Genomic DNA, 16552 nt, shown 5'->3' on the forward strand with positions numbered 1-16552 from the left:
CCGGTCCGTGACCATCAGCAATCTGGCCTACCGGCACGCCTTGCAGGGCTACGACGCCTGCTATCTCGACTTCGATTTCGGCTCGCCGACCGCCGGAGCCATCTTCGACCTGCCGGACGCCCTCGCCGGGGTGGAGATCGGCGGACTGCACAGCTATCTGCTCGACGGCAGGGCGGAGCCACAGCGGATCGACGTGTGGGCCGGCACGCAGCGGGAAGCTCTGCGCAGCCGGCCACCCGGTGCGGGACGGCTGACTCTCCTGCCCGGCGACGCCGGGGGCGGCGAGTTCCCATCGGCGGCCGGCATCGTCGAACGGTGCGTCACGTTGTTCCAGCGGCTCGACGAGGAGTACGACCTGATCCTGGTCGATCTGAGCGCTGGGCGATCCTACGCGACGGAGATCGTTCTGGCCGCTACCCGGCACGAGGCGCTGCGACACGTGCCGGCGCGCTGGCTGGTCTTCCACCGCTGGACCCGGCAGCACATCATCGCCGCCAGCGGCCTCGTCTACGGCCGTTCCGGCATCATCGAGACCGGCGGGCGCCTGGGTCATGACACCGCCGGGCTGCGCGAGTCGATCCGGTTCGTGCGTACGGCCGTGCTGGATCCGTCCTCGCCGGAGCAGGCCGGCTTGCGGCCCGAGCAACTGGCCTGGCTCGACGTCTGCAACCAGCGCCTGCAGGATCTGGCCTCGCGCAAGGGGGTCGGCCGGCTCAACATGATCGGTGAGGTGCCGCTCGATCCGGTGCTGCAATGGCAGGAGCAGCTGATCTCGAACGATGATGTGTGGCTCCACCGCACCGCCAACGAGCGGACGGTCACCGCGTTCGAGGAGCTGTCCAAGAAGATCGTCGACGAGAACGCGTGGGTCGGCCTGTGACCCGCTCCGTGGCCCTGTCGCATCTGTCGGTCGAGCTCGGCCATCTTTACATGGACGACTTCGAAGGGGGCGCGGCGAGCCTTCGGGAGCAGTTCCGGCGCGTACGCCCGTGGGCCGAGACCGCCGTGCGAGCGGCCGAGGCGACGGTCGTTCGTGGACGGCCGCGGGTCAGTACGTGCTTTCTGATCGACGACTACTTCACCCGGTTCTCGACGCCGCGTGAGGTGGTCTCGATGCTGGCCGAGGCGGCCGGCGCCGAAGGGCTGACCATCGACTACGTGGCCCGGGAGTCGGGCTGTGCCCGCGCCGGGGACGTCGAGGTGGCCCGGATCGTGCAGGAGCACCTGGTGGACGAGCCGCCGGAGGGCGCGAACGGCCGGCCGGCCACCACGGTCAGCGGCTGGCTGACGAACGGCGAGCGGTCGCCGGCCACGTTCCCGTCGGCCATGGCGCAGCCCCGGTCGTGGCAGCCGCCCCGGCAGAGCGCCGTGCAGAACCATTCGATATTCGTGGACGTCGAGCTGTGGAAGGAGAAGCCGGACGGCGAGCGCCTCTGGTCCTGCCCTTTCCTGGCCGCCGTCTGGCAGCTGCAGCGGCTCGGGCTGATCCGCCGCCTCGGCGAGCCGGTGGCCGAACCGGTCGCGGTGGCAGTGGACGAGCTGCCGGTGGACTGGGATCTCATGCCGCCGATCGTCCAGCTCGGCCCGGCGGCGGCGCCCTTCCGCGCCTATCGGTCGTTCACCGTGATGGACTCCCGGTTCCTGCCCATCGAACTGGCCGTGCGCACGATCCTGGGCGCGGTGGCGATCGATCCGGGGGCGGCGGCCCAGGTGCGCGACCGGGCCCGCGGCGAGGGACTCGAACTGCCCACGGAGACGGTGGACCGGCTGGGCTACGCCTTGCTCTGACCGAGCTCGCGGGAGACCTCCCACAGCTCGCGGAACATCAGTGCGCACTCCTTGACCCGGGAATCGGTCAGAACCAGTCGGGTCTCGGCCACCTGCGCCACTTGCGGGTCGGCGGTGGTCGGCGTCGTCTCGTACGCCAAGATGTCGTCGAAGATGATGAGGTCGCGCACCTGGACCTGGAGGGGGGGGTGGGCACCGCGGCACGGTCCAGCACCCGCACCTCGATCAACATTTCGCGCTGCTCCAGGTAGACCCGGCGCAGATCCTGATCGTGCTCCATGGCCGGAGAGTCGAGCACGAAGATGCGGCGCACCCGCTTGCCGGCGCGGGCGGCGCGGCGTTGCGCGTCGAGGTAGCGCTGGCCGATCTCGCTCCGCCACAGGTCGTGGTCGACCGCGGCCAGGCTGATCGCGTCGACGCTCTCGGTGGCGTTCCGGGTCAGCCCGAGCAGCCAGTCGCGGTCCTCGCCGTAGTAGGTGACCGTGCCGCCCTCGGCGAGCTGTTTGAGGAAGTCGGACATCTCTTTGATCTTGGACTGGGCGAACTGGTAGACGATCGGCGGTGAGCCGGGCGAGATGGTCGTCGAGTTGCGCACCAACTGGGTGACCAGGTCGGTCTGCAACGCCGACGCCTCGATCAGGCCGAACAGCGCGGTCGCGTCGCTGATCTCAGTGAACGCGTCGCCGACCAGCTTCTTCATGTCGTTCACGCCGTCCGCCTGAAGTTTTTCCACGACGGCCAGCCGCTTCTCGAAGTCGATCAGGAAGCGGACGATCAGAACGAAGCCGCCGAGGAGGACGGCGAGCGTGAGGCAGACCGCCGGCGGCTGGCCCAGCCGGTTGGTGACCACATAGGTGAGGCCCCCGGTGGCGAGAACGATCAGGGCCGTGCGCAGCACACCGGTCTGAGGGCTCACCGCTGGACCGCCGCCGACAGCGCCGCCACCGCTCCGAGCGCGAGCTGGTCGCGGATGCGATCACGCAGCAGCCCCCACTGGCGGCTCAGGGCGGACCGGCGCTCCAGCTCCTCCCAGAACATCTCGGCGGTGTCGCCGCCGCGCCCACCGGGCAGCCACAGGTGAAGCAGGTGATCGACGGCGGGACGCAGCCGGCGCAGCGACTCGTCGAAGGGCAGGGAGCCGATCGCGGCCCGCTCGACGATGCCGGCCACGGACGTGAGCAGCCAGTCGTGCAGCGCCAGATCCTCGGCGAACGCGATCAGCGACTGCTCGCCGGCGCCGGGCGGCGCGGCGAGGCGCAACACCCGGAGCTGGTCGCCGCACACGGCGAAGCCGGGCGGCCCGGGCGCCTCGGCCCACTCGACGGCGAACCGCAACCGGGTGCGGGGCAGGCGCAGCCGGGCGAGCGAGCCACCACCGGCCACCCCGCTCTGCACCACATCGGACGCCCGGCCGGCGATCGCGCCCAGGTCGAGCGCGCCGGATGGACGCTCGGCCGAGGCGAACCCGGCGGCGAGGTCACCCGGTCGGGAACGGCCGATCGCCTCGATCACGCCGGGCCGGGCCAGATAATGCGACCAGGGCCGCCGGGCGCTGGACGCGACGGGATCGAGCATCGCCCAGGCCGTGCCCTGCACGACGTGGCCGCCGGTGACGGCCGCGCGCTGGAGGACGGTGCCGATGCCGCGCACCTGACGGGCGGGCGCCGGCACGCCGAGGGGACAGTCGACGCCGACGGGGCGCTCGGGCGAGCGGACGTACGACCGGGGGCGTTCCCGGCACAGCACCGGCTCGCCGGCCACCAGATCGACCAGCAACGCGGCCTCGCTCGCGCTGAGGGGGTGGCCGCGCAGCAGACCGGTGTGAACCTCACCGATGACGAGCACGTGCGGGCTCCCCTCCTCGGCCTGCGCGGCACGATGGCCTGCGCGGGCACGATTACCATCCCACGTTGTCAGCGGCAAGCGCGAGACGCGAAAAGCGACAGTCGCCGGAGAACTGTCCACGCCCGCGCTGCGGGCCGTCGATCACCGATAACGTCGGAAGGTGACCGATGACCGACCTGAGGTGCTCATCGTCGGCGCCGGTGTCTCCGGCCTGACCACGGGCGTGCTCCTGGCCGAGAGCGGTGTGCGGGTGCGGCTGCGGGCCGAGCGGGATCCGAGCGAGAGCAATTCGGCCGCGGCCGGGGCGATCTGGGATCCGATCTACGCCAACCACGTGCGGGTGGAGCAGTGGGCCGCCCGCTCCTACGACGTCTTCACTCAGATGTCCGAAGAGCGGTTCCCGGGTGTACGCGTCGTCGACGGCGTCGAGGCCTCCCGCGCCCCGATCCCCACTCCGGACTGGGCGCTCGGCCTGCCCGGCTACCGCGAGTGCGTTCCCGCCGACCTGCCGCCCGGCTTCGCCAGCGGGTGGCGCTACACCGCCCCGATCATCGACATGCCGGCCTACCTGGGCGCGCTGCAACGACGACTGGTCGCGGCTGGTGGCGAGGTCGTCTTCGGGGAACGGCTGCGCACCTTGGGCGACGCCCTCGCCGAGGCCGACGTGGTGGTCAACTGCAGCGGGGTCGGCGCGCGGGAACTGGTGCCCGATCCATCGGTCCAGCCGATCCGGGGGCAGATCGTCGCCGTCCGCAATCCGGGTCTGTCCGAGTTCTTCGCCGAGCACACCGATGAGCTTGGTGAGATGACCTATCTGCTGCCGCAGGGCGATGTGCTGCTGCTGGGCGGCAGCGCCGAGAAGGGCGAGGCCGAGCCACGGCCGGACATCCGGATCGCCGAGGCGATCGTGAGCCGGTGCAGCGAGATCTTCCCGGCCATCGGCGGCGCCGAGATTCTCGGGCACCGCACCGGGATCCGGCCGTCGCGGCCCGAGGTGCGCGTCGAGCGCGAGGATCTGGGTGACGGCCGGTGCGTCGTGCACAACTACGGGCACAGCGGGGCCGGCGTCAGCCTCTCCTGGGGCTGTGCCGATGACGCGGTATCTCTGGTGCGGCAATAGTCTGAGGGATGTGGGAAGCGACGTTCTCGTGGTCGGCGCCGGTGTCGTCGGCCTGACTACCGCCATCCGCCTCGCCGAGCAAGGGCTTCGGGTACGGGTCCGCGCCGCATCGGTGCCGGCGGACACGACGTCGGCGGCGGCCGGGGCGATCTGGGACGGGGAGCTGGCGAACCACCCGGACGCACGGCGCTGGACCGCTGACACCTACGAGGTCCTCGCCCGGCTGGCCGGGGACGCGTCGACGGGCGTACGCGTCGTCTCGGGCCTCGAGGCCTCCCGCACGCCGGCCGAAAGCCCCGACTGGGCCGTGCCGTGCGAGCCGGCCGAGCTGCCGGCGGGTTTCGTGAGCGGATGGCGGTACGACGCACCGGTCACCGACATGCCGGTGTACCTGTCCTGGCTGGCGAAGCAGTTCAGGGGTGAGACGGTACCCGGGCGTCTCGACCGGCTCTCGGACGGGTTCGCGGAAGCGCCGATTGTCGTGAACTGCACGGGGCTCGGCGCGCGCGAACTGGTGCCCGATCCCGCGATGCGCGCGTGCCGGGGGCAGCTTGTCGTCGTCCGCAACCCCGGGCTCGATCACTTCTTCCTCGAATACACGGACTTCGTCGAGGAGATGACCTATCTGATCCCGCAGGGTGACGCTCTCCTGCTCGGCGGGTGCGCGGTCTTCGGCGCGGAAAGCCTCGTGCCCGATCCGGGCATCGCGGAACGCATCGTCGAACGCTGCGCGAAGGTGTTCCCGGCGGTCGCCGGGGCCGAGGTGCTCGGGCACCGGGTCGGGCTGCGGCCGATGCGGCCCACGGTTCGGCTGGAGGCCGAGGACCTGGGCGGCGGGCGGCACCTGGTGCACAACTACGGGCACGGCGGCGCCGGCGTCAGCACCTCGTGGGGCTGCGCCGGCGACGTCGCGGAGATCGTGCGGGGACTGCTCAGCGGCCCTGGAGGCGCTTGACGTTGTCGCCGAAGGTCCAGGACTTCGAGCCGTCCCAGTTGATGGACCAGGTCATCAGGCCCTTGATGGACGGGACGCTGTTGTACGCCTGTGTCACCAAGGACGGGGTCATGTAGCCGCCGCCGGCGCCCTGTTGGGCGGGGAGGCCGGGGACCTGCTTGTCGTACGGGATGCGGATCGTGGTGCCCTGGATGGTGAGGCCGTTGTTCAGGCACTGGGTCTGCACGGTGAAGCCCTGCACGGTGCCGGCGGCGTACGAGTCGCCCGAGCAGCCGTACATGGAGCCGTTGTAGTACTGCATGTTCAGCCACCACAGGCGGCCGTTGTCCAGGTACTTCTTGATGATGGGGAGGTACGAGCCCCAGATCGAGCCGTAGGTGACGCTGCCGCCGGTGACGTAGGCCGTCTCGGGGGCCATCGTGAGGCCGAAGTTCGAGGGCATCTGGGCCAGCACGCCGTCGATGATGCGGATCAGGTTGGCCTGTGAGGTCGACAAGGTGTTGATGTTGCCGCTGCCGGTGAGACCGGTCTCGATGTCGATGTCGATCCCGTCGAAGTTGTACTGCTTCAGGATCGGGACGATGGTGGCGACGAAGCGGTCGGCCACGGCGGACGAGCTCAGGTCGACGCCGGCGGTGGCGCCGCCGATCGACATGAGGACGGTGGCGCCGGCGGCCTTGGCCGCGCAGATCTCGGCGGCGGTGGGGACCTTGACGCCGGCGTCCATGCCGTTCTCCCACAGCACCGTGCCGTCGGAGCGGATCACCGGGAAGGCGGCCATCAGGACGTTGTAGCCGTGCTGGGTGATCCGGCTGTCGTTGATCGGGATCCAGCCCATTCCCGGGTGTACGCCGTTGGAAGCCCCGTCCCAGTTCTCCCAGTAGCCCTGAAGCACCTTGCCGGCGGGCCGGCCCCGGACGGCACAACCGGTGGGCGGCGGCGTGGTCGTGGGCGGCGTTGTCGTAGGCGGTGGCGTGGTTACCGGGGGCGTGGTGGTCGGGGGCGGGGTGGTCGGTCCTCCGGTGCACGCGCCGAGGTCCTTCCACAAGGTCGGCGTCGAGGCCGGGTTCCAGCCGGCGCCGGCCCAGGCGGTGTGCGTGACGAGCGCCTGGTAGAGGTGGGCGTTGTAGGTGACCTGCTGCCCGGCCGTGTACGTCGGGCCCTCGCTCCACGTCACCGACGAGCAGGCGACGGCCGCCTCGCCGGCGGGAGCGACCAGCAACGAGGAGCCGGCCGCCACCGCCACCCCGGTGACCAGCGCTAACACAAGACGACGGACACCCATGGCGACTCCCTCGATGCGTGCGTGACGTGCGACACCCACATCATGGAGTTCACATTCGTAAATATCAAGGGTTCTTAACAGTCAGGGGCAGCCCCAGGTAGGACGCGTAGACCGCCAGGGCATCGTCGGCCGCCCGCCGATCTTTCGCAGTGAAGGAGACCAATGGGGTGACGGTGACCGTGACGCCCTTGGTGGTGATCGCCCGCTTCCAGGTCGCCATGACGCGGCCCTGCTTCACCAACGTCGACTGGAAGATGCCGTTGCCGCCCGGAATGATCGCCGCCAGTTGCTCCGGCGTGGCCATGAGCGAGCGGTCCTTGTAGCCGAGCATGTATTCGTCGAAGCCCGGAAGCGCTCGCCATTCCGGAAGTGCCCCGTCAGAGAAGCCGGGCGCTACAAGCATCTCGACGCCGTCGACGTCCACCGTCTCCAAGCCGGCTTCGGCTATGCCGGTCTTGCAGTCGGCCATGGTCAAGCCTGTCCAGCCGGCGAAATCCTTGCGGGTGGCGGGGCCGTGGCTTCGGAAGTAGCGGAGCGCTATCAGGGCCAGCGCCTCTTCACGGGACGGGCGGCGCGGCGACGGAACCCACTCGTCCAGCAGGACGAAGCTCTGTTCCTTGCCTATGTGGGGGCCGATGACCGTCACGCCGCGCTGAGCCACGTACCAGAGAAGGTGGTAGCCGCGCTGGCCGCTGGAGTCGACGCCCTTCTCCGACAGGACCGACAGGCACTGGGCCCGGGTCAGACGCCCTCCCCCGGCCAGCGCTGTTCCCAGGATGTCCGCGGCGCGGTCGACGTCCGCCTCCGACAGGCCCAGCGTCTCGCGGCGCTTCGCGGCACCGGCCAGGGCGCGGACGCCCATCAGCTCCAGCATCCAATGGACGTCCTGCGGCGGCACGAAATGGACCGTCCCTCGCATCGGCCATGTTCGGACGGCCTCGCGTCTCTCCACCGCGGCCTCGACGTCGGCCAGCGTGAAGCCGGGCAGCCGCGCGCCGAAGGACCACAGGCCGCTGTTCACGTCTTGTGCCTGCATCGCTCCGAACCACTCCACCACCTCAGCCACCGTGGACACGGCCGAGGGGAACAGCGCGGACATGCGAAGGCCTAGGGCAGTCGTCCGATCCATGACGACGACCCTAGGCCCCGGGTACGACAGAAATCAGCGGCCGCGGCCCGCGCGGTACAGGCTGATCAGGTTGTTCGTCGACGAGTCGTCGTCGGCGGCCGGCGCCGACGAGGCGGTCAGCTTGGGCGCCAGCTGGTTGGCCATGACCTTGCCCAGCTCCACGCCCCACTGGTCGAACGAGTTGATCTGCCAGATGGTGCCCTGGGTGAACGTGATGTGCTCGTACAGGGCGATCAGCTGGCCCAGCACGGCCGGGGTCAGCTTCGGGGCCACGATCGTCGTGGTCGGGTGGTTGCCCTGCATCACCCGGTGCGGGGCGATCTGCTCGGACGTTCCCTCGGCGAGGACCTGCTCGAGCGTACGGCCGAACGCGAGCGCGCCCGTCTGCGCGAAGAAGTTCGACATGAACAGGTCGTGCATCTCGCCGATGTCGTGGTTGGGCTGGCTGAAGCCGATGAAGTCGGCCGGGATCAGCTTCGTGCCCTGGTGGATCAGCTGGTAGAACGCGTGCTGGCCGTTCGTGCCGGGCTCGCCCCAGAAGACCTCGCCGGTCTGGTAACCCACGGAGCTGCCGTCGAGGCGTACGGACTTGCCGTTGCTCTCCATCGTCAGCTGCTGGAGGTAGGCGGCGAAGCGGTGCAGATATTGCGAGTACGGCAGGATCGCGTGCGACTGGGCGCCCAGGAACGTGTCGTACCAGACGTTGAGCAGGCCCAGCAGGGCCGGGACGTTGCTCTCCAGCGGCTGGGTGCGGAAGTGCTCGTCGACGGTGTGATAGCCGCCGAGCATGTCGGCGAACTGCTCCTTGCCGATCGCGATCATGACGGACAGGCCGACCGCGGACGGCAGCGAGTAGCGCCCGCCCACCCAGTCCCAGAAGCCGAACATGTTGGCCGTGTCGATGCCGAAGTCGCTCACCCGCGACGCGTTCGTGCTGACCGCCACGAAGTGCTTGGCCACCGCCGCGTTGTCACCGCCGAGGCCCTTGAGCAGCCAGTTGCGGGCCTCGGTGGCGTTGGTCAGCGTCTCCTGGGTGCCGAACGTCTTGGAGACGACGACGAACAGGGTGGTCGCCGGGTCGAGGTCGTGCGTCTTCTCGTACAGATCAGTGGGATCGATGTTCGAGATGAAACGGCATTCGATTTCCGGGGCCTTGTACGCCTTCAGCGCCTCATAGGCCATCACAGGCCCCAGGTCGGAGCCGCCGATGCCGATGTTCACCACCGTCTTGATGCGCTGACCGGTGTGGCCGGTCCACTCCCCCGAGCGCACCTTGTCGCTGAACGCGCCCATGCGGTCGAGCACCTCGTGCACCTCAGCCACCACGTCCTGCCCGTCGACGACCAACGTGGCCGTACGGGGAAGACGCAGCGCCGTGTGCAGCACGGACCGGTCCTCGGTGACGTTGATGTGCTCGCCGGCGAACATCGCCGCGATCCGCTCGGTCAGCTTCGCCTTGCCGGCGAGCGCGAGCAGCGCCGAGACCACCTCGTCGGTGACCAGGTTCTTGCTGTAGTCGACGGTCAGGTCGGCCACTGTCGCGGTGAAGCGCTCGCCGCGCCTCGAGTCGCTGCCGAACAGGTCGCGCAGGTGCACCGCCGAGAACTTCTCCGCGTGGCCCTGCAGCGCCTGCCACTCGGCGCTGTCGGAAACGTGTTCGCTCATTGACCTTGTCTCTCGCTCGAAACCCGGACTCTCATCCTCATCCTGGCACGAATCGAAGCCCGGCGACGGCGACGCAGTGGAGATCACTACCTCATAGAGCGCGCACAGGCCGGGCACAGAGCGGGCACGGGGCGGCCGTCGAGCGTGTATGCCATGACGACCTTGATGGAACGACCAGCGGCCGCCGCGCCCCGGCATGAGGCCCCGGTACCCCGAAGAGACCGCCGGTGGCCCGTCCTGGTGCTGTTGGCGGCGACCGCAGTCCTCTATCTGTGGGACCTGAGCGCCTCGGGATACGGCAACAGCTTCTACGCCGCGGCCGCGCAGGCCGGGTCGCAGAGCTGGAAGGCGTGGCTGTTCGGGTCGCTGGACGCCGGCAACGCCATCACCGTCGACAAACCACCGGCCGCCATGTGGGTGATGGGCCTGTCCGCGCGGATCTTCGGCGTGAACAGTTGGTCGATCATGGCGCCGCAGGCGCTCATGGGCGTGGCCAGCGTCTGGTTCCTGTACGCGGCCGTGAAGCGCTGGTTCGGCACGGCGGCCGGCCTGACGGCGGGGGCGGCGCTCGCCCTCACGCCGGTGGCGGTGCTGATGTTCCGCTACGACAACCCCGACGCGCTGCTCGTGCTGCTGATGACGGCCGGCGCCTACACGACGGTCCGCGCGGTCGAGAAGGCCTCGTGGAAGTGGCTGGCGCTCACCGGCGTACTGCTGGGCTTCGGTTTCCTCACCAAGATGATGCAGGCCTTCCTGGTGCTGCCCGCGTTCGCGCTGGTCTATCTGGTCGCCGCGCCGACCGGTCTCGGCAAGCGGATCCGCGACCTGCTCGTGGCCGGCCTGGCCCTGGTCGTCTCGGCCGGCTGGTACGTCCTGCTGGTCGAGCTGTGGCCGGCGTCGTCGCGCCCCTACATCGCCGGGTCGACGAACAATTCGCTGTGGGAGCTGGCCCTCGGCTACAACGGTCTCGGCCGCATCCTGGGCGGCTCGGGCAATGGAGGCGGCGGAGGGGGCGGCGGTCAGAACACGTCGTTCGGCGGCGCCACCGGCATCGGCCGGCTGTTCGGCGAGTCGATGGGCCTGGAGATCTCCTGGCTGCTGCCGGCCGCGCTGATCGCCCTGGTCGCCGTGCTGGCGGCCACGTGGACGGCGCCGCGCACCGACCGGGCCCGCGCCTCGATGCTCCTGTGGGGCGGCTGGGTCCTGGTCACCGGCATCACGTTCTCGTACATGAGCGGCACCATCCACCCGTACTACACGGTCGCGCTGGCTCCGGGCATCGCCGCGCTGGTCGGCGTCGGTGGGCGGGTGCTCTGGCTCTACCGGTCGCGCCTGTGGGGCCGGGTCGTGCTGGCGGCGATGGTGCTGGCCACGGCGGTCTGGGGCTGGGTGCTCCTCGGCCGCGCCGACTGGATGCCGGTGCTGCGCTGGGCCTCGTTGGCGCTGGGTGCGGTCTTCGCCCTGGCCCTGCTGGTGCCGGCGTCGCGGCTTCGGCGCTTCGGGATGGTCGCCCTGGTCGCCGCCATTCTCTCGGCGGGGGCGGGCGGCGCGGCCTACGCGGCGGCGACGGTCACGGTGGCACACACGGGCTCGATTCCCACGTCCGGGCCGTCGTCGGCCGCCGGCGGCATGGGTGGTGGCGGTTTCGGCCGGGGTACGCAGGGGGGAGCACCCAACCGCAACGGCACTCCCCCGGGCTCATCGAGCACCACGGACTCGTCCTCGGACAGCTCTTCGTCCACGACAGACGGCGCGACCAGCGACAGCGGCACGACCGACGGCGCGACCAGCAACAGCGGCACGACCGACGGCGCGACCAGCAACAGCGGCACGACTAGCGACAGCGGCTCCACGGGCGGCGCGACCAGCAGCAGCGGCACCACGGACGGCGCGGCCACCGATGGCGGGGGCGGCCCGGGCGGCGGCGGGGGCATGGGCGGCGCCTCGAGCAACAACACGGAGCTGAACGCCCTCCTGGAAGCCAGCACCACGAAGTGGAGCGCGGCCGTCAGCGGCGCCACCTCGGCCGCCGACCTCGAACTGGCCACCGGCACCTCGGTGATCGCCCTGGGCGGCTGGAACGGCAGCGACGCCTCCCCCACGCTGGAGCAGTTCCAGGCCTACGTGGCGGCCGGCCAGATCCACTACTACATCTCCGGTGGCGGCATGGGCGGCGGCGGCATGGGCGGCACCAGCACCGAGGCCGGCAAGATCGCGTCCTGGGTGGCCGAGAACTACACCGCGACCACCGTCGGAAGCACTACCGTCTACGACCTGACCAGCTGAATCGGTCGCGACAGAAGCCCCGCGCCCGTCCCGGCGCGGGGCTTTCGCGCAACCAAAGTCTTCGGCCCGGATGCCGCCCAACGGCCCGGTGTTCCACCCAGATCGCTCCGAAGAGCCCGGATCGGCGCCGCTGCGGTTGGGTGGCCGACGACGCGTACAACTTCCGCTTTTGCTTCCTAGGAGGCTAGTTCGAAAACGACTTCCGAGGCCGGCAGCGGCCGCGAGAGGAAGAAACCCTGGGCGTAGTCGCAGCCCATGTCGCGGAGAATGTCCAGCTGAGCGGCGTTCTCGATGCCTTCGGCGACCGTGTGCATGCCGAAGCGGTGGGCCAGGCGGATGATCGTCTGGACCATGGCGTCGTCCGCCTGGTCGCCGCCCAGACGGTCGACGAAGGAGCGGTCGATCTTGAGGATGTCCATGGGGAAGCGGCGCAGATAGGCCAGTGACGAATAGCCAGTGCCGAAATCGTCGATGGCCAGGGTGACGCCGAGCGCCTTCAGATCGGTGATGCGGGCCAGGTTCTCGTCGGTGTCGGTGAGCAGGACACTCTCGGTCATCTCGAGGGTGAGCAGGTGCGGCGGCATGCCGGTCTCGGCCAGGACGGCGGCGACCGTGCGGGCCAGGCCGCCGGTCTCGAACTGGCGGACCGAGACGTTGACCGCCATGTGCACGCCACCCCACTCGACCGCCTGACGGCAGGCGGTGGCCATCACCCAGCGGCCGAGCGGCACGATCAGGCCGGTCGCCTCGGCCACGCCGATGAAGTCGAGCGGCGGCACCATGCCGCGGGTCGGATGCTGCCAGCGGACCAGCGCCTCGAAGCCCACGACGGCACCGGTGCGCATGTCGACCGTCGGCTGGTAGTGCAGCACCAGCTCGTCGCGGTCGAGCGCGTGCCGCAGATCGTCGGCGAGCGACACCCGCCGCATCAGCTCGTCGTGCATGCTCGGGTGATAGGCGGTCCACATGCCGCCGCCGGCGTCCTTCGACTTGTACATGGCGAGGTCGGCGTTGCGCTGCAACTGCTCGATGTCGCTCGCGTCCACGGAGGACGCGATGCCGATGCCGGCTCCGGCGTGCACCTCGCGGCCGTCGAGGGCGAACGGCGCCTCGAACGCGGCGAGGATCCGGTCGGCGACGACTGCCGGCGCGCCGGACGCGACGATCACCGCGAACTCGTCGCCGCCGAGGCGGGCCACCAGATGCGGCTCGGCCACCCGCAGCCGCTCGGCCACCCGCACGAGCAACTGGTCGCCGGCGGCGTGACCGAGGCTGTCGTTGATCTCCTTGAAGCCGTCGAGGTCGAGGAAGAGGATCGCCACCTCCCCCTCGGCGACGGCCGCGGCCAGCCGCTCGCGGAACAGGGTGCGGTTGGCCAGGCCGGTCAGCGCGTCGTGATAGGCGTCGTGGCGCAGCCGCTCCTGGAGGTCGTTGGCCTCGCTGACGTCGCGCGTGTTCAGGACCAGGCCCCGGACGTGCGGATCGCCGAGCAGGTTGGTGATGGTCATCTCGGCCCGGCGCTCGACGCCGTCGGCGTGGCGCAGCGGCATCTCGAAGATACTGATCGCGCCGTGCATAACCTCGTCGATCCGGGCCGCGACGACCGGGCCCGCGACGTCGACCACCCGCTTGCCGACCAGGTCCTCCACGCGATATCCGAAGATGCGCTCGACCGACGAGCTCTGATAGCGGATGGTCGAGTCGGCGTCGAGGATGGCCAGCGAGTCGGAGCTCTGCTCGACCAGCGCCCGGAACCGCTGCTCGCGGCCCTGGAGCTCGGCCGTGCGGGCGGCGACACGCTCCTCCAGGCTGCGGGCGAGCTGCCGGTTGTCGGCGCGCAGGATCGCCTCACGGACCACGATCAGGAAGATCGAGAAATAGCGGCACCACGTGCCGAAGGGTGACGGCGCGCCACCGGAGGACATCCAGAAAAGACCGACGATCAAGGTCAGGACCACGACCGCGTACGGCAGGAGCACGCTCACGTTTCGCCGGTGGGCGGCCGCCTCCTGGCGGACCGTGGCGTCGTCGAGCCGGCGGCGCGTGGCGATCGTGGCCGCGACGAGCACGAGCAGATAGCCGGCCAGGGCGACCGGATCTCCACTGCCGAACCGGATCGCCGTCGCGTCGGCCACCGCCAGCAGGAACACGGCGATCGAGGTGAGCGCCAGCGCCGTCGCACCGGGAGTGCCGGGGCGGCAGCGGGCGAGCGCGCACAGCGCCACCGCGCCCAGGATCACGTCGGCCACCGGACGGCCTGTCGCCTGGGGATGACCGGCCGCGATGGCCGGCTGCATGACGAGGTTCCAGCAGATCACCATGAGGGACGTGGTGATCAGCAGCGCGTCGACGACCGCGCGGAGGCGGGCCAGTCCGGTGCGCGGGGGCCGGGGAATCGCCGACAGGCTCAGGGCGGCGAGGACGACCAGGACGAGATGACCGGCGACGAGACCGCCGAGGATGCCCAGGGCGAGAGCGGCCCAGGCCAGCCGGAGCCGGCCGCCGCGGCGCGACACGACGACGAGACCGGCCATGGCAGCGGCCAGCGCGGCGATGGTGGTGACGACGCCCATGCCCGCATGATCGGGGCCGCGGCGGGGCAGTTGAGACAAACGCGGCGGCTCCCTTTCGGAAGCCGCCGCGCGAAGATCACTTCTTCTTTTTCTTCTTGTCTTTCTTGTCCTTCTTGTCCTTCTTGGACTTCTTGGCCATGGCGGACCCCCTCTCAACGTTCCAACGTCGGTCGTTAACGTTACGGAAAGAATGGGCTACGGGAAGTCAAACGAAAGTGAACAGTAGGTGTCTCAAGACACCTGGGAATCGCTTGACCTCACCGTTCACGCCAGGGTCAGCCCAGCTTGACCTTGAAGACCGGGTCGGCGGCCAGCTTCTTGAACGCGGCGAGCGAGGTCGCCGTGCTGTTGATGCTGATGTCGCGGTCGCCCTCGTCGTCCTTGGCCGTGTCGAAGTACACGATCGCCTTGATGGCGGGCCGCTTGGCCAGCTCGGGCAGGACGCTCTGGTAGACCGGCGCCTTGTCGGCGACCTTGTTCACGCGGTGGTAGGCGCCCCACTCGGCGACCATGATCGGCTTGGCGGCGTGCTTGGTGGTGGCCCACTCGTAGAAGCCGGTGCCACCGCCGGTCGGCGCGCGGTCGAGCAGGTCGTTGAACTTGCCGTAGTGGTAGTAGCCCTTCTCGGCGCTCACGTACGAGTCGAGACCCATCCAGTCGACGATGTCGTCACCCGGCCACAGGTCCTTCCACCAGCTCTGCGCCATCCACTTCTCGTTACCCATGTACGCCATCACGTTGATCACGTTGGTGGCGCCCTTGGCCCGCAGCCGCTCGATGGTGTGGCGGTACATCGCGGCGAAGTCCTTCGCCTCGAAGCCCGAGCCGGCCTTGGCCACGACGTCGTTCTCCGGCTCGTGGTTGATGGCGAGGAAGAACTTCTTGCCGTACGCCTTGGCGCGCGCGGCGAACGCGTCGATGCGCTTGTCCTGCTCGCCCTTGGCGACCTTGGCCCACGTCGAGCCGTACGCGATCTTCCAGTTGGTCAGCAGCACCCGGGGGCTGGCGGCGTCCGAGGTCATGGCGATCTCGGCCTTGGTCGGGAAGACCTCGTCGCCCTTGTGGTACGTGTGGAAGATGGTCGAGGTGCGGCCGCTGAGCTTCTCCCAGTCCTTGAGGGCCTGGTCGCGCGGCGCGTCGGTGAAGCCGCCGGCCGCCGCGCCCCAGAGGACGCCGCAGGTGGGAACGAGCTTCTCACCCGTCTTGCAGTCTTTTCCTGCCGCCGGCGCTGGCGGCGACGTGTCGCCTTCTGTGGTGACCTCGAGGACCGGGGCGCCGGTCTTGGCCTCGGCCGAGTTGAAGCGCATGGCCGAAGCGGTCGAGGTGAGGGCAAAGGAGTACGTGCCCGGCCCGGTGATCGACTTGCCGAGGTCGACGGAGAACGTGCCGTTCGGGGTGGCGGTGGCAAGCACGGCACCAAGAGCGGGCGTCTTCGCCCCGGTCAGGCTGCCCTCGGCCCACGACGTGTCGGCCACCTTGCGGACGCTGAGCTGGCCGGCGAACTTCGCCTGCGCGGTCAGGGTCAGGCGGGCCGACGCGACCTTGGTGCCGGCCGGAACCGCGAACTTGAGGAAGGAGGTCTTGGTCTCCTTGCCGATCACGCCGGCGACCAGCTTGTCCTCGGCGCCGAAGACGGTGCCGGTGCGCACGGTCGAGACGTACGTGTCGTCACCGGCGGCCAGCTTGACCGTCGCCCCCGCGGCGGCGGCCGTGGCGCCGGTCAGGGTGGTGGCGCCCGCACCGGCGAGCACGGCGGTCAGGACCGAATACTTCTGCAGCTTCGAACGACGCAACTTCTCGAACTCCCCCGCTGTGTCCGGCACCGTCGTGGCCGGGCATGGGAAAGAGATTCCGGTGTCGAAGGTGCGCGCTCGGTCCCCTGAGCGGTGCGGTCAGGTTGCGGAGG

Annotated in this window: 12 protein-coding genes; 5 read left to right on the forward strand and 7 right to left on the reverse strand. The window is 69.9% G+C overall.

The genetic code is table 11. The features are described from left to right. The first annotated feature begins 7 nt into the window (after positions 1 to 7). Positions 8 to 880 carry an SCO2523 family variant P-loop protein gene (locus ACQP2X_RS31600; RefSeq protein WP_498688103.1) on the forward strand — a complete coding sequence of 291 codons (873 nt, stop codon included), beginning with the start codon at positions 8 to 10 and terminating at the stop codon, positions 878 to 880. Continuing rightward, positions 877 to 1788, forward strand: a complete 912-nt coding sequence (locus ACQP2X_RS31605) for an SCO2522 family protein (RefSeq protein ID WP_498688104.1) — start codon at positions 877 to 879, stop codon at positions 1786 to 1788. The genes ACQP2X_RS31600 and ACQP2X_RS31605 overlap by 4 nt, the downstream gene beginning before the upstream one ends. A 67-nt stretch (positions 1789 to 1855) precedes the next feature. Here ACQP2X_RS31605 and ACQP2X_RS31610 read toward each other — a convergent pair whose 3' ends face one another. Together ACQP2X_RS31610 and ACQP2X_RS31615 are read right to left on the reverse strand one after the other, a co-directional pair. Then, positions 1856 to 2704, reverse strand: a complete 849-nt coding sequence (locus tag ACQP2X_RS31610) for a DUF6879 family protein (protein ID WP_498688106.1) — start codon at positions 2702 to 2704, stop codon at positions 1856 to 1858. After that, a complete protein-coding gene (locus ACQP2X_RS31615; protein WP_498688108.1) occupies positions 2701 to 3633 on the reverse strand; it encodes an SCO2521 family protein in 933 nt (310 codons plus the stop codon). Before ACQP2X_RS31615 ends, ACQP2X_RS31610 begins: the two co-directional genes overlap by 4 nt. Before the next feature lie 160 nt (positions 3634 to 3793). On the opposite strand from ACQP2X_RS31615, the gene ACQP2X_RS31620 reads away from it, so the two are divergent. Then, positions 3794 to 4753: an FAD-dependent oxidoreductase gene (locus ACQP2X_RS31620; RefSeq protein WP_498688110.1), complete on the forward strand. Its 960-nt coding sequence runs from the start codon at positions 3794 to 3796 to the stop codon at positions 4751 to 4753. Positions 4754 to 4763: 10 nt separating this feature from the next. Continuing rightward, positions 4764 to 5708 (forward strand): FAD-dependent oxidoreductase, encoded by a 945-nt coding sequence (locus ACQP2X_RS31625; protein WP_498688111.1) that lies wholly within the window; start codon positions 4764 to 4766, stop codon positions 5706 to 5708. Here ACQP2X_RS31625 and ACQP2X_RS31630 read toward each other — a convergent pair. The 3 genes from ACQP2X_RS31630 to pgi all read right to left on the reverse strand — a co-directional run bounded on the left by ACQP2X_RS31630 (position 5686) and on the right by pgi (position 9787). Then, on the reverse strand, positions 5686 to 6993 hold the full coding sequence (locus ACQP2X_RS31630) for a glycosyl hydrolase family 18 protein (RefSeq protein ID WP_498688113.1): 1308 nt from the start codon (positions 6991 to 6993) through the stop codon (positions 5686 to 5688). The two genes, ACQP2X_RS31625 and ACQP2X_RS31630, sit on opposite strands and share 23 nt — an antisense overlap. A gap of 64 nt (positions 6994 to 7057) precedes the next feature. Further along, positions 7058 to 8122, reverse strand: coding sequence for a winged helix DNA-binding domain-containing protein (locus ACQP2X_RS31635; RefSeq protein ID WP_498688116.1), 1065 nt, complete (start codon positions 8120 to 8122; stop codon positions 7058 to 7060). A gap of 33 nt (positions 8123 to 8155) precedes the next feature. Beyond that, a complete protein-coding gene (pgi, locus tag ACQP2X_RS31640; protein ID WP_498688117.1) occupies positions 8156 to 9787 on the reverse strand; it encodes a glucose-6-phosphate isomerase in 1632 nt (543 codons plus the stop codon). A gap of 153 nt (positions 9788 to 9940) precedes the next feature. On the opposite strand from pgi, the gene ACQP2X_RS31645 reads away from it, so the two are divergent. Beyond that, positions 9941 to 12073 (forward strand): ArnT family glycosyltransferase, encoded by a 2133-nt coding sequence (locus tag ACQP2X_RS31645; RefSeq protein WP_498688118.1) that lies wholly within the window; start codon positions 9941 to 9943, stop codon positions 12071 to 12073. Between the two features lie 176 nt (positions 12074 to 12249). Here ACQP2X_RS31645 and ACQP2X_RS31650 read toward each other — a convergent pair whose 3' ends face one another. Together ACQP2X_RS31650 and ACQP2X_RS31655 are read right to left on the reverse strand one after the other, a co-directional pair. Further along, positions 12250 to 14646 carry a putative bifunctional diguanylate cyclase/phosphodiesterase gene (locus ACQP2X_RS31650; protein ID WP_498688120.1) on the reverse strand — a complete coding sequence of 799 codons (2397 nt, stop codon included), beginning with the start codon at positions 14644 to 14646 and terminating at the stop codon, positions 12250 to 12252. Between the two features lie 275 nt (positions 14647 to 14921). After that, the gene (locus tag ACQP2X_RS31655; protein WP_498688121.1) at positions 14922 to 16439 is read right to left on the reverse strand and encodes a CBM96 family carbohydrate-binding protein; all 1518 of its coding nucleotides are present in this window, start codon (positions 16437 to 16439) and stop codon (positions 14922 to 14924) included. Between the last annotated feature and the right edge of the window lie 113 nt (positions 16440 to 16552).

The sequence above is a fragment of the Actinoplanes sp. CA-131856 genome, from assembly GCF_050956135.1.
Lineage (GTDB): Bacteria > Actinomycetota > Actinomycetes > Mycobacteriales > Micromonosporaceae > Actinoplanes.

Coding starts and splice junctions, on each gene's coding strand:
- ACQP2X_RS31630 (WP_498688113.1), bottom strand. CDS start 6,993: ATGGGTGTCCGTCGTCTTGTGTTAGCGCTGGTCACCGGGGTGGCGGTG.
- ACQP2X_RS31635 (WP_498688116.1), bottom strand. CDS start 8,122: ATGGATCGGACGACTGCCCTAGGCCTTCGCATGTCCGCGCTGTTCCCC.
- pgi (WP_498688117.1), bottom strand. CDS start 9,787: ATGAGCGAACACGTTTCCGACAGCGCCGAGTGGCAGGCGCTGCAGGGC.
- ACQP2X_RS31645 (WP_498688118.1), top strand. CDS start 9,941: ATGACGACCTTGATGGAACGACCAGCGGCCGCCGCGCCCCGGCATGAG.
- ACQP2X_RS31650 (WP_498688120.1), bottom strand. CDS start 14,646: ATGGGCGTCGTCACCACCATCGCCGCGCTGGCCGCTGCCATGGCCGGT.